General features: G+C 45.7%; 12 protein-coding genes and 3 pseudogenes. 7 read left to right on the forward strand and 8 right to left on the reverse strand.

Annotation, left to right across the window (positions count from 1 at the left end):
- Positions 1 to 111 precede the first annotated feature (111 nt).
- Positions 112 to 2,037 (forward strand): annotated as a pseudogene (locus ACLFWI_RS14040) (type I restriction endonuclease subunit R); the annotation flags it as partial.
- Positions 2,038 to 2,439: 402 nt separating this feature from the next.
- Here ACLFWI_RS14040 and ACLFWI_RS14045 read toward each other — a convergent pair.
- The 4 genes from ACLFWI_RS14045 to ACLFWI_RS14060 all read right to left on the reverse strand — a co-directional run bounded on the left by ACLFWI_RS14045 (position 2,440) and on the right by ACLFWI_RS14060 (position 5,676).
- Positions 2,440 to 3,108, reverse strand: coding sequence for a Uma2 family endonuclease (locus tag ACLFWI_RS14045; protein WP_446413432.1), 669 nt, complete (start codon positions 3,106 to 3,108; stop codon positions 2,440 to 2,442).
- 205 nt (positions 3,109 to 3,313) lie between these two features.
- Positions 3,314 to 4,378 (reverse strand): fatty acid desaturase, encoded by a 1,065-nt coding sequence (locus tag ACLFWI_RS14050; protein ID WP_446413433.1) that lies wholly within the window; start codon positions 4,376 to 4,378, stop codon positions 3,314 to 3,316.
- A gap of 195 nt (positions 4,379 to 4,573) precedes the next feature.
- Complete coding sequence (locus tag ACLFWI_RS14055) at positions 4,574 to 4,822, reverse strand: hypothetical protein (RefSeq protein WP_044210929.1); 249 nt, start codon at positions 4,820 to 4,822, stop codon at positions 4,574 to 4,576.
- A gap of 191 nt (positions 4,823 to 5,013) precedes the next feature.
- Positions 5,014 to 5,676 carry a class I SAM-dependent methyltransferase gene (locus ACLFWI_RS14060; RefSeq protein ID WP_446413434.1) on the reverse strand — a complete coding sequence of 221 codons (663 nt, stop codon included), beginning with the start codon at positions 5,674 to 5,676 and terminating at the stop codon, positions 5,014 to 5,016.
- 140 nt (positions 5,677 to 5,816) lie between these two features.
- Here ACLFWI_RS14060 and ACLFWI_RS14065 point away from each other — a divergent pair.
- Positions 5,817 to 6,008 (forward strand): annotated as a pseudogene (locus ACLFWI_RS14065) (alpha/beta hydrolase); the annotation flags it as partial.
- Between the two features lie 401 nt (positions 6,009 to 6,409).
- Here the strand turns inward: ACLFWI_RS14065 and ACLFWI_RS14070 are convergent.
- Positions 6,410 to 7,462 carry an anthranilate phosphoribosyltransferase family protein gene (locus ACLFWI_RS14070; protein ID WP_446413435.1) on the reverse strand — a complete coding sequence of 351 codons (1,053 nt, stop codon included), beginning with the start codon at positions 7,460 to 7,462 and terminating at the stop codon, positions 6,410 to 6,412.
- 233 nt (positions 7,463 to 7,695) lie between these two features.
- On the opposite strand from ACLFWI_RS14070, the gene ACLFWI_RS14075 reads away from it, so the two are divergent.
- Together ACLFWI_RS14075 and ACLFWI_RS14080 are read left to right on the forward strand one after the other, a co-directional pair.
- Complete coding sequence (locus ACLFWI_RS14075; protein ID WP_006105971.1) at positions 7,696 to 7,899, forward strand: hypothetical protein; 204 nt, start codon at positions 7,696 to 7,698, stop codon at positions 7,897 to 7,899.
- A 98-nt stretch (positions 7,900 to 7,997) separates the two neighbouring features.
- On the forward strand, positions 7,998 to 8,435 hold the full coding sequence (locus tag ACLFWI_RS14080; RefSeq protein WP_446413436.1) for a hypothetical protein: 438 nt from the start codon (positions 7,998 to 8,000) through the stop codon (positions 8,433 to 8,435).
- A 196-nt stretch (positions 8,436 to 8,631) separates the two neighbouring features.
- Here ACLFWI_RS14080 and ACLFWI_RS14085 read toward each other — a convergent pair whose 3' ends face one another.
- A complete protein-coding gene (locus ACLFWI_RS14085; RefSeq protein ID WP_446413437.1) occupies positions 8,632 to 10,533 on the reverse strand; it encodes a ferredoxin--nitrite reductase in 1,902 nt (633 codons plus the stop codon).
- Between the two features lie 254 nt (positions 10,534 to 10,787).
- Between ACLFWI_RS14085 and ACLFWI_RS14090 the strand changes: the two genes are divergently transcribed.
- The 3 genes from ACLFWI_RS14090 (at position 10,788) to ACLFWI_RS14100 (ending at position 13,046) form a co-directional block, all read left to right on the forward strand.
- A complete protein-coding gene (locus tag ACLFWI_RS14090) occupies positions 10,788 to 11,984 on the forward strand; it encodes a HEAT repeat domain-containing protein (RefSeq protein WP_446413438.1) in 1,197 nt (398 codons plus the stop codon).
- 113 nt (positions 11,985 to 12,097) lie between these two features.
- The gene (locus ACLFWI_RS14095) at positions 12,098 to 12,316 is read left to right on the forward strand and encodes a hypothetical protein (protein WP_446408759.1); all 219 of its coding nucleotides are present in this window, start codon (positions 12,098 to 12,100) and stop codon (positions 12,314 to 12,316) included.
- Positions 12,317 to 12,593: 277 nt separating this feature from the next.
- A complete protein-coding gene (locus ACLFWI_RS14100) occupies positions 12,594 to 13,046 on the forward strand; it encodes an Hsp20/alpha crystallin family protein (protein WP_446413439.1) in 453 nt (150 codons plus the stop codon).
- 167 nt (positions 13,047 to 13,213) lie between these two features.
- On the opposite strand, the pseudogene ACLFWI_RS14105 reads toward ACLFWI_RS14100, so the two are convergent.
- Both ACLFWI_RS14105 and ACLFWI_RS14110 read right to left on the reverse strand, forming a co-directional pair.
- Positions 13,214 to 13,759, reverse strand: a pseudogene (locus tag ACLFWI_RS14105) (formate dehydrogenase accessory sulfurtransferase FdhD); the annotation flags it as partial.
- Positions 13,760 to 13,795: 36 nt separating this feature from the next.
- A partial coding sequence (locus ACLFWI_RS14110) for a molybdopterin dinucleotide binding domain-containing protein (RefSeq protein ID WP_446413440.1) occupies positions 13,796 to 14,894 on the reverse strand: 1,099 nt, incomplete at its 5' end.

Below are 14,894 nucleotides of genomic sequence, written 5' to 3' on the forward strand. Positions count from 1 at the left end.
GGGGAGAATTCAAAGCCTCTCTCCTTGTAGGAGAGAGGTTTGGAGAGAGGTTTTCTATATCCCGACCAAAAGCTGACCAAATCTTCATTCTTATCGAACAAAAGCATAACCATGCACCAAGAAAAAGACTTTGAAAACATCATCGAACAAGAACTCCTCAACCACTACGGCTACCACTCCAGTAAGCCAGAGGACTACAACCCAGAAACCGCCCTTTTCCACGCCGATATTATCAACTTTATCCAAACCACCCAACCCAAACAATGGGAAAAACTGACTCGCACCAGCCCCGGAGAAGCCCAAAAAACCCTGATTACCAGCCTCACCAAAGAACTCAAAACTCGGGGAATGCTGGATGTCCTCCGTAACGGCTTCAAATGCTATGGTAAAACCTTCAAAGTCGCCTACTTCCAACCCAATACCGGGATGAACCCCGACACCATCGCCCTATACAGTAAAAATCGCCTCACCGTTACCCGCCAAGTCACCATCAAAACCAACAAAATTCCCGATATTATCCTCAGTCTCAACGGTTTACCCATCGCCACCCTCGAACTGAAAAACCAACTCACCGGACAAACCTACCGCAACGCCATTCACCAATACCGAACCGAAAGAGACCCCAAAGACCCCCTATTTCGCTTCAAAGAACGTTGCTTAGTTCACTTTGCTGTAGATACCGATGAAGTCTGGATGACCACCAAACTCGACGGCGCAAAAACCTATTTTCTCCCCTTCAATAAAGGCGATAATCATAGCGCCGGGAATCCCCATATCCCAGGAGAATACCGCACCAGCTACCTTTGGCAAGAAGTTCTCCAACCAGATAGCATCCTAGAAATCCTCGCCCGTTTCCTCCACCTAGAAACCAAAGAAATCCAAATTCCCACCGCCACCGGAATCAACTACCAAACCAAAGAAACCCTGATTTTCCCCCGTTACCATCAACTCGATGTAGTGCGGAAACTGATCGCCCACACCAAACAGCATAAATCAGGACATAACTACCTGATCCAACATTCAGCCGGATCAGGAAAATCCAACTCCATCGCCTGGTTAGCCCATCGCCTCGCCAACCTCCACGATAATCAAGATGAAAAAATCTTTAATACCGTCATCGTGATCACCGATCGCAAAGTATTAGACCGCCAACTCCAAGACACGATTTACCAATTCGACCATAAAACCGGAGTCGTTCACAAAATAGATGAAAACACCCAACAACTCGCTACAGCCTTGGGTGCAGGTGTCCCAATCATCATCTCCACCATTCAGAAATTCCCCTTTATTTCCCAAGCCATCCAAACCCTAGAGAAAAAAGGCAAAACCGTCACCATCGCCACCAAAGATAAACGCTTTGCCATTATCGTCGATGAGGCACACAGTTCCCAAACTGGAGAAACCGCCGCCGAACTCCGCCAAATCCTCAATCAAGATGGGATTGAAGCCGCCATCGCCCACCAACTCCTCGACGATGAACCCGATGATCACCTCAGCGATGAAGCCCAAAAAAAACTATTACGAACCCAACTCACTCGCACCAAACAACCCAACCTGAGTTACTTCGCCTTTACCGCCACCCCCAAACAACGCACCCTCTTACTCTTCGATGAACCAGGAGAAACCGGACAAGCCCCCTTTCATCTCTACACCATGCGCCAAGCCATTGAAGAAGGCTTTATTAAAGACGTACTCGCCAACTATACCTGTTACCAGCGTTATTACCAGTTAGTCCGCCTTTCAGAAACTAACCCTGACCTCCCCCGGCGCAAAGCCGCCAGGGAAATCGCCCGTTTCGTCGAACTCCATCCCCACAATATCGCCCAGAAAGTCGAAATCATTATTGAGCATTTCCGCAACCATACCCGCCATAAAATCGGCGGTCAGGCGAAAGCCATGGTTGTCACCAGATCCCGTGAACAGGCGGTTAAATACAAACTCGCCTTCGACCACTACATCAAAGACCAAGGCTACACCAATATAAAATCCCTCGTCGCCTTCTCCGGTTCAGTCCCCCTGAAAAACCAACCAAGTCAGCATCAACGCCCCTATTGTCAAATCCTGTCAGATAGGATACATCAGCCGTTCCAGAATGGCTGGAGTTGGAGAACTCTTGAGGTGTGGCTTTGTTCTCAACGTCAGTTTTCTGGTGACTGGGTAAACCACTTTGTAGTTCGAGCGCGATCGCAATCCATTCCGATAGAGAAACACCCACGCTGTCAGCTTGTCGCTTCAAGGCTGCATACACTTCATCACTCAGTTCTAGCTTGACAACTTGGCTCACGGCTGTTCCCTCAACGATTGCGATACAACCCTAGAGTAACATTTCCCCAAAATTCATGGCTTTGATTGATAGCCAGTTTCGCTATCTGAAATTTTTCCTAGACTACTTTTAAATTTGCTGGATAAAAATAATTAGTCGGTTTTAACCGACTTGAGCTATGAGCCAAGAACTTGAGTTCTTGGCGGCTCTTGAAACTGCGACAATAACCAAGCGCTCACTTTACCATGATTCATTTGCCGACTACGCCGAAAGGCTTCTTCCAATAGGGAAATCTCTAAACCAGGAAACACCTGAGACTGGTAAATTCGCCGACTCCCGCCATTTTGAATCTCAAAGGCGATAACCTGAACATTTTTGACATCAATAATCCAATATTCCCGAACTCCCAAGGATTCGTAGAGGAGACGTTTCTCTCCTTTGTCATCGGCTAAAGAAGAGTAGGCAACTTCAATGACTAAATCAGGGGGTGGGTAGGTATCAAGATTGATAATGTTCGCTTCCCAAGGTACTATTTCCGCCTTATCACCGACATAAAATGAGACATCCGGTTGTGCTTCCTCACAGCCTGTCTTACGATACGTGCAGTTATCATGACCATCAAAGTCAATCTGATTGAGTCCTGCAAAGAGGCAGACGGCGTGAATAACGATAAGGTGATCACGAGAATGGGGGTTACCAAGTGGAGACATCTCTAGCCTCATGCGTCCGTTATAATAATAACCTTTCGCTTTTTCATAAGCTGGATCACTGATTGCCTGAAGGTATTCGTCCCAAGTCGCATTGACCCAGGTATCGGTTGGTAGTTTGGCTTGCAGTTGACTCATGACGACCTTGCTGATGGCTCGCGATCGCTAATATTGTAACTTAGCACGCAAAAGATGAGGATGGTGGGCAATGCCCACCCTACGATCAAGGGTTTCGGCGATCCCAAAATGCTTGTTCAGCGTGCCATTGAATTTAATACCAGATCCCCGACTTCTTCAAGAAATCGGGGATCTCAGAGTTTACTCGATTCGTGACAATACCGTATTAATTGTCTCCAGCCACGGCTTTTCGATAGTCTTTAAACGACTGATAGCACTCTTGTTGACTATAGAGGTGACATTGGTCGGTAATCTGTTTCATCAACGACCAAGAAAAACGGCATTCACGCAATCCATCCCCCCAATTTTCCTTGAGAATCCGATGCGCTAACCGCAAATTATAGGACGGAATCGCACTGGAAACGTGATGGGGAATGTGAACATTAATATCGTGGCAGAGAAATTCTATCCAACGGGGATAATCACAGTGAACCGAACCAAATAATTGAGCCTCAGCCTCATTCCATTCCGGTTCCGGGGTAAAAGGAATATCGGGTGCTGTGTGGTGAACAATGGTAAACGTACTCATCCAGAAATGGTACACCAGCCAGGGAAGCAGCCAGAATTTGATCACTCCCCATACACCTGTTGTGGCAATGAGTAAGGGAAATGCAACAGCAGCAAAACCGATAACCAACAACGCGGAAAACCTAACCTGAGAACGCTGTTTTCCCTGGAAATTCCCCCAGTTAAAATGCAGTAATGCCCAGTGGAATATCGAACCAATCCACCACAATCGACCTCGTGTTAGTTGGTAAAACACCTTCACCAAAACCGGGTGGCTGGAATAATACTCTATTGTAAAGGGTTGCCATGCATTGTCTTCGCCAAGCTTATTCGTGTGGGTATGATGGTGGTTATGGAGAATGCGCCAGCTATGAAAGGGATAAAGTAAAGGTAAAAATGCCAGGTGTCCCACCAAGTCATTCACCCAACGGCGATTAGCAAAGGAACGATGACCACAATCATGACCGATCACAAAAAAGCCGGTCAAGGCTGTACCAGTGAAAATCCATAATAGCGGTAAACAAAACCAGGGTGCGATCGCTAAACCCCCATAGCCTAGAGCCACCATTAAAATATTCACCAGAACCACTGTCCAGGCTTTGCGACGGTTTTTCACAAACACTTCACGCGGTAACGTTCGCAAAATGTCTCTTAACCGTAAGGTAGTTGTAACCCTTGTCAAGGAGTAAGCGGGACTTTGTTCTTTGGTTGTCGATATAGTCATGAAAGAATTTAATACATGAGATGTTGATGAATTGCGAATAGTCAGGCAAAAAAAATCCTACCCAGCCGTCTATTACTGGCAGATAGAAGGGTATCTCCTTGTGCTTATCCGTCAGAGTTGACAAAACTTAGCACCCCAAGAATGAGTTCTGGGGTGCAAAAACAGCATGAATCAAACCAAACACTACTGTTCCCCTTAATTATTGGCGTCGGATTGCGCCGCAGCCAACCGTTGTTTTTGGAGGATTTGGAGCTGCTGCAATAGTGAATCTACTTCTGCTTGCAAATGTAGATACTTGACTTGCTGATCAGCCTGGTAAATCGACTTCATTAATTTTATCAGGCGTTGGTCACTCGTGTTGCTTACCATCCCGCGATCGCTCTCGGTTGCAGCTTCCCGATTCGGGTTTGGTGGACAGACTACACTAGATGAACGATTTAGCATTCGTTAAATAGTTATTTTTACTTACTCACACCACAGGCTATTGTATCTTGAACATCAAGTTTTGTTGCATCATATAGGTCAATTTTATGACTGGCTGAGGTATTCATTATGAAAGCCAACAAGCTTGATAAGCTGGAACCCCCATCTGTCAAGTGTTTTCCTCTGGGTAGGCAAATTGTGATAACTCCTGGTTAAACTACCTGTTTATTGTCTTGACGTTGGGCGATGACGGCGTAGAAGGGATCACCCCCACCAACCCCCAGCATCTGGAACAAACTGGGAACCGGCGAAGAACGGGAAATCACTTCGGGAGTACCAAATCCGGGTACAGATTGAAAATAACGCTTGACAAGTTGCACACGACTGGCTTCAGTTCCGTCTCGCCATGCCGCGATCGCTTTTTGGAAGAACATGCGGTTAGAAAAGCTGATAATGGCGATACCCCCAGGTTTGAGGATGCGGTGAATCTCCTGAAACACAGCATCAGGGTATTGGAGGTACTGAATCGAGACACAGTTGAGAACCGCATCAAACTCTTGATCTGGCAACGGTAACTGAGGATTTTTATTCAGATCCTGGACAAAGTAATGGTTTAATTGGGGATTGCGTCCTAGTTCCTGTTCATTCATCCCATGTCCCTCAACATGGGCGAATTCCATATCATCGGGCAAGTGGGATACATGACTACTCATCATATCCAGGATGCGAGTATGGGGTTTCAGGCGTTCTCTATACAGTTGAGTGAGTTGATCGAGAAACCCAGCATCAACATGGGTAACGAAGCGAGGGAAGGAGTAAAACAGGGTATCCTCGGTATCGTCTAGTTTCGTCCGTTGGTTGGATTGCAGCAGCATAGTCGTTAGCGGAAAATAGGATGCTATCTTTTAGTTTAAGAAAAATTACGGAATGTTAAGGATACGTTGATTGTTGATGGTTCATCGTTCATTGTTGATTGCGATAAACCATGCACCATGCACCATGCACCATGCACCATGAACCGTTGGTGATTGGCATTCAAGGGATGTGTGCGCCTTATGGCTGGAATGCCTTTATTGTGCCAACGCTGACGCAGATGGGGATTGCTGTGGCATTATTTGACACACCCCTAGCAGGTGAACGCAGTTTCACGCGGACGTTTTCCGGGGTAGCGCACGTTGAAATCAAACCGCTTCTGGATCGCGGTATTTCCTTATAAGAGATCCCCCCTAGCCCCCCTTTTTAAGGGGGGGACAATAAATTACATCAAATCTGGTTAAAAAACCTCACTAAAAAAGGCTAAAACACACCTTGTCAAGTAACAGCATCTGTGTATAGCAACCGCCACAACGGTTAGGACACTAAACTTGCCTCAAAAAAATACACGGCATTCATTTTATGTCCTAATGACCCTGGCGACTGCTATACAATCAACCGGATTTGATAGTATTCAAAGTCCCCCTTTTTAAGGGGGATTTAGGGGGATCTAAACGTTGATCGCTAGTCGGGTGGGTAGAGTTTTGAGCTTAACTTAACACTAACGAGCAATACCGTACCCCTACGGTGCAATTCTAAAACTATTAATTTATTTCCCATTCCCCGTTCCCTCTTTCAACCCCTATTTACAGTAGACTCAATCTCAGCCAATTGCTGCTCAAGTGCGCCTGTAGTTAACAAAGACTCCGCTTTGCTTAATCCATCCTCCAACGTAGGACAAACCCCACAACGCCAAAGATAAAACCCACCATTCCAAATCACGGATTTTTGGAATTCTGAAGATTTTCCGGCTAAAACATCCTTAATTTGTGCCAATAATTGTTCCTTGGACTCTAAAGGAACCTCCTTCCCTTCAAAACCATAATCCCTAGGGTGAAGTTTCAGGCGTTGGTAGGGTTCGCTGTCTCCAGGTTTATGGATTGAAATAATCGCCGTCCGTTCACGAGGCAAATCGCAACTTCCCTCTAACCCCTTAACTAATGTGTAGTTGTTAACGCCTCGTAACGCTAATGTTCCCTGCATAAATTCTTCCGTTGGAGGATGGACAAAACCAGCCACTAGATGTACATTCCCAGCATAAGGAAGCCAAATTAATTCAATCGTGGCAAAGGGTGGACGCTTGCCAATCTGATCTCGATAATTTACCAAACCTTGAGTCGCCGGAAAATGGTTAGAGGTGTAGATAAACCCAAAGCGAGTTGTTTCTAAAGACTGATGAACTTGGGTAAGACTCAATCGGGTAAAATCGATGCCCAATCCTTGCCATATTTCCACTAAGGGAATGCCATATTTGGTGGGCATACAGTCGCCGCCATGTTGGATTACAGGAACCCCTGAAGCCGCCAGCATCAGCGCCGTTAGGGGAGTAACTGGGGCGGTTCGCGATCGCCCGTCGTAGGGTGTACCCATTACCGTTACCATCGGATCACCGGATAACCGGGGTAATGTGCAACCTAGTTGCTCATACGCATCCAGCATTCCCGCAAGTTCGTCACTCGTGGGGCGTTTAATTCGATGGGCAATTAAAAACGCCCCAATTTGAGCCGGAGTCGCTTCTTCATTCAGGATCATTGCTGTGGCTTTGGCTGCTTCTTCACGAGTTAAATCTTTGTGAGTATGGCTACCGCTACCCACTTTCTTTAGCAGTTCTCTGAAAATAATACTCATGATGGGGGATGAAAAATAGAACGATGGGACTATAACGACAATGGTTGAGGACAATAACAGATTGACAGAGAACCATTAGTGATTCCTGAACAAAGATGCAACGACTTCGGCATTGAGTGGCTGTGAGGATTAGTTAACAAATCTACAATTAAATTTTATGTAGTATTTGATACAGATTTTAATTTTAGTATATTCTGATACAAGAAGAGAATCGAGAATCAGACGGCACAGATATGCAAAATCCACAACCGCAACCCCCTCCAGCCAACCTCTCGGCTAGTGCAATTTTTCGCTATCTGCAACCGGGAATGTGGCTGAGATTAGAGGAACTCCCCAATCCATTTGCCCACTATGAGGCGTTGATACTCTCCCAAGTCTCGGATCATGAATGGCTGACTTGGATTCCGGAACATGGAGAATATCTGTTAGTGCTGTAGCCACTTCCAGCGAAAGGATAGCCTCCTCTAGCTAAGTTGTTCAGCCAATATCACCTCCCTAAGATACTCACATTTATCGAAAAATTGGAGTTTTGGTAATGATCAAGACGAAGCTTTCCCCCTGCGAGAGTTTACTCTATCACTGGATTCGGTTTCATACTAGAACCAATCATCAAGTAAATTTTAACTGGCATGACTTTCAGGCTTGGACAGCCGAATTCCTTGAACATTCAGTTAGCTTGAGCGAAGTTGACGCCGCGCTTACAGAGTTACATAAGCTGAAATTAATTACTGTCCAAGGCACCGAAGTTGCCCTAAATACCCCCCCAAGTCGTACACCGTTAGAACTTTCACCATTACCCCATAAATTATTAACCACCAGCCGAAAGCCTAAGCTTTTTTCCTGGGGTTCCCTGATGACGCTAATCTTTTTAGTCTTGTGGTTAGGCTCAGGCGTTATGTATTTTAAGTTGTATTCAGGAGACTCAAATCATTATACCAATCCTTATCAATTTTTGGGCGAAAAAATAAAATAATTTGGTTGACTTATTCAGCAAGCCCTATTTAGTCAATCGGAGACAGAGCGAAACAAGGATGAAGGGTGAAACAGAGTTATCCGAATGTAGGGGCGGGTTTCACTACTATCTTTTTTGACTTCACCCGAATTTCACTAAACCCGCCCCGATCCAATGTCCGAATTATTGGACAAACCAATGACATAAGACAAATGTCTTAAGCATCAATCACCACTTGTCCTTCAGGCACAGCACAACAGGTCAAAACCATGCCCTCCTCTAAATCTTCCAAGGCACTATACTCTTCGTCATACTTCACTTGACCTTTTAATAACGTCTTAGCACAAGTTCCGCAAGTACCAGCACGACAACTATTGTCAATTTCAATGCCTTGGCTTTCAGCCGTATCCAGGATAAATTCCTGAGAATTAGTGTCCACCTGTTTCCAAGATTCCGCGAAAAATAGCTTTGTTTGAGCTTTATCGCCGTTGGTTTCTGTCTCAGATGAAGGTTGAGTATCCTCCGGAACATTCTCCTGAGTTTCCGGCTCCGGTTCTATAACAACTCCATCCTTAACTTTAGCATCAAAGTTTTTAATTAATAGATTCCGCAGAATCGGTTTTAGGTCATCGCAGGCAATTCCTTTTTCCAATACGTCTCCGAGTTGAGCATCTTTGCCGACTTTTCCCCCGGTATAAAGATTCACCCCTTCGACAGGCTTGCCATCTTTACGAACTTTCGTACCCATTAAGCCAATATCGGCAACTTGCGGTTGTCCACAGGAGTTGGGACATCCAGTCCAATGTATCCGAACTCGTTCGGGAATGTCTAATTCTTGATCCAGTTCTTGCGCTAATTTTAATGCCCGTTGTTTGGTTTCTATGATGGCAAAATTGCAATAGCGATTCCCGGTACAAGACACCAATGAACGGGTAAGCGTAGAGGGATGAATCGGAAACTGCTGGAGTAACGGTTCACTCAGAAATGCTTCGATTTTTTCATTGGCAATGTAGGGAATAATTAAATTTTGTTCAACGGTTAAGCGAATTTCACCATTGCCATAAACATCAGCTAATCGGGCTAACTCAAACATGGTGTCGGCTGACAAGCGCCCCACGGGAACCAGTAAGCCAACATAACTGTACCCCGGTTGCTTTTGGGGATAAACCCCAATGTAATCTTTTTTCTCTTGGGTAATCTCATCCTCAGGTGCAGCCGGTAGGAGTTCTTTCCCATAAGTTTTTTCGACTTCCGCCCGGAATTTTTCTACGCCCCATTTATCAATTAACCACATCATCCGGGCTTTTTGGCGGTTTTTCCGTAATCCTTCCTTTAATCCATTCTGAGTATAAACAGTGAGAATCGCACCACTCAAGTTAATCACATCTGCTTCATTTGCCGGAACCCACGCATTTAAGGGAATCGCTTCCACACAACGCTGGGCTGATAAATAACCGCCGACTAAAACATTAAAGCCTAATTCTCCATCCCGATAGGCAGGGACAAAGGCAATGTCATTAATTTCAGCATGAATAGAGTTATCCCGCCCTCCTTCAATGGCAATATTGAATTTACGCGGAAGATTTGTAAAGGCATAATTGCCTTCCCCGTTATTGGTAATCATGTCCTGCAATTTTTGCAGCATGTCACGGGTGTCAATGATTTCGTCCGCATCAATTCCGGCGACGGGTGATCCGGTTAAATTCCGCACATTATCCATTCCCGACTGTATACTGGTCAGATTGACGGATTGTAGTTGACGGAAAATTTCTGGAATATCTTCTAAACGGACGCCTCGCAGTTGAATATTTTGGCGAGTGGTAATATCGGCGCTACCATCATCACCATAACGCTGCACAATCTTAGCGAGAACCCGCATTTTCTCACTTTCCAGATAACCATTCGGTATGCGTAAACGCAACATGAATTTGCCAGGAGTCACGGGACGGAAAAAGACGCCTAACCACTTGAGGCGGAGTTCTAAGTCTGTTTTATCAATGTTTTCCCAGCCAAGTTGGATTAAGGTTTCTAATTCATGTTTAATATCTAGCCCATCTTTCTCGGCTTTGGCTTTTTCCACTTTGTTTATTTTTTTGGATACGTCTTTTGTTGTAGTCATAGCGCTATTTTGATGAATTTTTACGGTTTTCGGTTGTCTAAAATTTACCCTCTTAATTTCAGTAAGGTAAGCAAGGTTTAAGGGGTAAATTGTATATTTAGATACGCTTTCCAATTGGACTTGAACAAAATGCATCATGTAAATGCAATTTGTGAATTAAATGTTTATAAATCATCGATTCTATGAAACGATAGGAAGAGTGAGGCTGAAGTGGCACACCATTCAGTCTGGGTAACGATGCAAGTGATCAAACAATGGACAAACTTCTTAAACAAGCCACAGTTGCCACAGAGCAAGGGGATTGGTCGTCAGTCACTCAATGTTTGCAGCAATTACCGTTGGATGAGTGCAGCCGAAATCGTTCCAATCCAGAAACAAAGGAATTGCCTCTAGGATTGGCGATGGCGTTAACGGTTCTGGAACAGGGAGATTTTCAGGCGCGTTGGGATATTGCCAAGGTTTTGCCACAATGGGGCGAGAGAATTGTGACACCGTTGATCGCGATTCTGGAAGATGAGGAGGCGGATTTAGAGCAACGGTGGTTTGCGGGGCGGATGTTGGGTGGATTTAATACGCCTGAGGTGATTCGGACATTGGTGAAATTACTGGATCACAGTGAAGATGAAGAGTTAAGTGCGATCGCATCGAGTTCATTAGCCGCGATTGGATACCCTGCGGTTGAGGCGTTGACTGATTTGCTGGTGCAACCACAATCCCGTCTTTTCGCCACTCGCGCCTTAGCTCAAATGCATTGTACAGAGGTGATTGATCCCTTATTGAGCGTCGTCCATGATCCAGATGTTCAGGTGCGCCTCACCGCTATTTCCGCCCTCAGCAGTTTCCATGACGATCGCATTGTACCCGTTTTCTTGGTGGCATTAAAAGATTATGCCGCGTCTGTGCGTAAAGAAGCGGTGATCGGGTTAGGCTTAAGCGCCTCCTCACAGACAGATCTCGATACATTAATCTATCTGCAACCCCTGCTGTATGATCTGAACTTAGACGTCTGTCAGCAAGCCGCGATCGCGATCGGTAGAATCGGCACAGATCAAGCAACTGAGGCGTTATTTCCCGTTTTGCGATCGCCTCTGACTCCCATTCCCCTACAACTTACTGTCATTCAGGTATTGGCGCGGATCGAAACGGCGACAACATTAGAGTATTTACACCAAGCCTTATCTACCATAGCCGAAGACTCTATATTAGAAATCGTGCGCGTTTTTGGGCGGATTGAAACCCCGAATTTGAAATACCAAGCCGCTAAAATTTTGCTGGATTTCTTTGAGTCTAGACATCCCAGTGTTGAAACAACCGCAATTAAACAGGCGTTGGCTTACAGTTGGGGACAATTAGGAGTCGCTGACGCCATGGAAACTTTAGTACAACTCCAGAATGATCCTCAAATGAGTGTCAGATTACACGCTAATGCGGCAATTAAACAACTCCAGTAAGCGTTTCCAAATCTTGCCAATCCGTATTATTGTCGTACAAGTTTTCGGGTTGGGTGGGACACCATTTACTTTTAGTCGCAAGTTGAGCAGTATCATCAAAAACTGAATCGGAGATGGCAAAGAAACCGTATTTTGCACAAAACAATAAATTAGATGGATTTAACCATAGAGCCAAGTATTTTTGGACAGTAGAGGAAGCCCGTGACTGGCTCAAATCTGAAGGCGGCGGCACGATCAAAAAACGCAAGGCTGGTGTTGTTTACAGCTTCGATACACCTATGCGTGTTTGGGCAGATATAGAAGCGGTGGAAGGCAATGCGACTGAGATTTAAGACGAATAGCACACTCCTTCTGGTGGGCAATGTCCACCCTACGGTATATCAAGTTTCTACTGCCGCAGCTACGAATCAGCGAAGACAGCGCAACTACGAACCGATCGAGTAAACCGTACTCTCGGATTAGTTAAACCTTTTAGGACGGTAATCATTAGTAAATTAGTCGTTAAAACCGAATTGGCAGTGTTGTTTGTTTGCTTACTATGGGAATCAAGGGATAGATGGTAATCCTCCATCACTTCCCCAAACAACCTATTCTCGGAGAGATAAAACTATGGCACTCGTTTATTGGAATCCTCGGCGTGAAGCCGAATCCCTGCAACACCAAATCACTCGCTTATTTGAGGATGCTTTAGTACCCCGTTCTGAGCAAAAGCATGAATACCTCTCAACTGTTCCGCTAGCGGAGATGAAAGAAACTCCAGAAGCCATTCATCTGAAGCTAGAAATTCCTGGAATGGACGCCAAAGATATCGATGTGCAAGTCACCGAAAAAGCTGTTTCTATCAGTGGTGAACGCAAGTCTGAGCAGAAAAGCGAAGATCAGGGTGAAACCAAAAGTGAATTCCGTTACGGCAGATTTGAACGGCTCATTCCGTTACCAGCCCGGATTCAGCATACGAATGTAAAAGCTGAATACAAAGATGGTATCTTAAATCTGACGTTGCCTAAGACGGAACAAGAAAAGAACAAAGTGGTCAAAGTTCAGCTTGAACCAGCCGCTTAAGCTGACTGGGATCTTTCACCATTCTAAATTAGCCCGATGCCCGGAGTTCAAACTCCGGGCTAAAAGCTTAAGTCAGCTAAAGCTGACTGGATTGAGTGAGGTACCCCAGATCCCCGATTTCTCCAAGACGTCGGGGATATTGTTTGGATATACTGTATTTCATTAACTTGAAATGAGAGTAATTTTCCTTGGGTGTCGAATAAGGCGGCGGCGTGTAATCCTCCGGTACTTGAGAAAATCCGCTGGGCGGTGTGTAATTGTTCGGGTAAACTATAAATCACATCTGGACTAACGGTTAATCCTTTTGCGATAATTGAACATCCCCGTAAATGTAGGGCTTCTAGACTGGCTTTCCCACAAACACCACAGGCGCTGGTGGTAAAAAAGTGGCGTTCTAAGGGTTGTAAATTAACCGATAATCTCGGTCGAAGTTTTACATTAACAATGTTGTAACGCTGTTCCCCATCGACATCCGGATCAACACAATAACTGATCTGCTGAATATCATCGCGATCGCGAACTATCCCTTCAGCGTACAGGAAACCCGCCGCTAGTTCAAAATCAGCCCCCGGAGTTCGCATCGTAACCGCTACCGTTTGCTGGGGAGAGGTGAGACGAATCTCCAAGGGTTCTTCCGTCGCTACCTGATCCTGGCGCGATCGCACGTTACTATTGTCTACAACCCAAACCCTCGTTTTCGTTTTACTCCCCACTCTGTATCCTCTGTGCCTGTGTGGTTCCCCTCTCTCTTACCCAATTTCCAACCGCACCAGGGCATTATAATCAGGAATCGCCACTTCAGGCGATCGCTTATTCTTATCTAAAAGTATATTCCCTTCGGGCCAATGTACTTGCAGGTTACCGGGTTTCACGGGTGCCGTACACACTCGTGCCTTCAACTCGCCAACTTCATTTTTGAGAATCACAGCATCCCCATCCTTTAACCCCAACGCCAAAGCATCCACCGCACTCATTAATACCGCCTCACGCACTGCACCCGTAATCGCATCTTTCTTTTCCTGCACCATACTATTAAACTGCTTCCCGCGTCGGGTGGCGACTAAGAAACACCCCTCTGGTAAATCCCGTTGTGGTGGCGATAACGGAGTAAACCGCGCCTTCCCATCGGGTGTGGGAAAAGTCCAACCAAAACAAAGATGAGAACCGCCATATTGAAACTGATCCCCCGCTTCTTTGAGATGTTGAATCCCCGCATATTGGGGAATGATTTGGGCAATTTCTTGGCGAATTGCGGCGGTTCCGTCGAAGTTTAACGGCGCGTTTCCGTCATTTTCTGCGGCTAAATCGGGACGAACTCTCCGTGCCAATTCCATGAATACTTCCCATTCTGGACGCGCTTCGCTAATGCGATTTCCCTGAACTTCGGGACTGAAAATAACCCGTCGTTCTGTCGTGGTTTCGGTTACGCCTCCTGGCACTTCATACCGAGTGGTGGCGGGGAGTAGAATTACCGTATCCGCCGGATCAACTAACATTTGGCTAGAACAAATAATATCCTGATGCACCCGCAGAGTAACGCGCTTTAATGCCGTTTCCACATAATCGGGTTCGGGTAGCACTTCTAGGAAATTTCCCCCCACAGAAAACAGGACATCCAACTCTTCCGCATAAGCCGCTTGAATCATTTCTGATGCGGTTAATCCTGGGGAGGTTGGTACATCAAATCCCCATTTTTCACTCAACTGTGCTGCATTTTCTGAGGTAATCGGCTTTCCTCCAGGGAGTACCGTGGCGTAGCATCCCATCTCCGCCCCCCCTTGTACTCCAGAATGTCCGCGAATCGGCATCAAGCCACAGCCTTCTCTGCCGACAAAGCCTTTGGTTAGT

It is taken from the genome of Coleofasciculus sp., assembly GCF_046539235.1.
Classification (GTDB): domain Bacteria; phylum Cyanobacteriota; class Cyanobacteriia; order Cyanobacteriales; family Coleofasciculaceae; genus Coleofasciculus.

Excerpts from the sequence above, each read along its gene's own strand:
- ACLFWI_RS14055 (WP_044210929.1), bottom strand. The coding sequence starts at position 4,822 with ATGCTAAATCGTTCATCTAGTGTAGTCTGTCCACCAAACCCGAATCGG.
- ACLFWI_RS14050 (WP_446413433.1), bottom strand. The coding sequence starts at position 4,378 with ATGACTATATCGACAACCAAAGAACAAAGTCCCGCTTACTCCTTGACA.
- ACLFWI_RS14075 (WP_006105971.1), top strand. The coding sequence starts at position 7,696 with ATGCAAAATCCACAACCGCAACCCCCTCCAGCCAACCTCTCGGCTAGT.
- ACLFWI_RS14080 (WP_446413436.1), top strand. The coding sequence starts at position 7,998 with ATGATCAAGACGAAGCTTTCCCCCTGCGAGAGTTTACTCTATCACTGG.
- ACLFWI_RS14070 (WP_446413435.1), bottom strand. The coding sequence starts at position 7,462 with ATGAGTATTATTTTCAGAGAACTGCTAAAGAAAGTGGGTAGCGGTAGC.
- ACLFWI_RS14090 (WP_446413438.1), top strand. The coding sequence starts at position 10,788 with ATGGACAAACTTCTTAAACAAGCCACAGTTGCCACAGAGCAAGGGGAT.
- ACLFWI_RS14100 (WP_446413439.1), top strand. The coding sequence starts at position 12,594 with ATGGCACTCGTTTATTGGAATCCTCGGCGTGAAGCCGAATCCCTGCAA.
- ACLFWI_RS14060 (WP_446413434.1), bottom strand. The coding sequence starts at position 5,676 with ATGCTGCTGCAATCCAACCAACGGACGAAACTAGACGATACCGAGGAT.
- ACLFWI_RS14095 (WP_446408759.1), top strand. The coding sequence starts at position 12,098 with ATGGCAAAGAAACCGTATTTTGCACAAAACAATAAATTAGATGGATTT.
- ACLFWI_RS14045 (WP_446413432.1), bottom strand. The coding sequence starts at position 3,108 with ATGAGTCAACTGCAAGCCAAACTACCAACCGATACCTGGGTCAATGCG.
- ACLFWI_RS14085 (WP_446413437.1), bottom strand. The coding sequence starts at position 10,533 with ATGACTACAACAAAAGACGTATCCAAAAAAATAAACAAAGTGGAAAAA.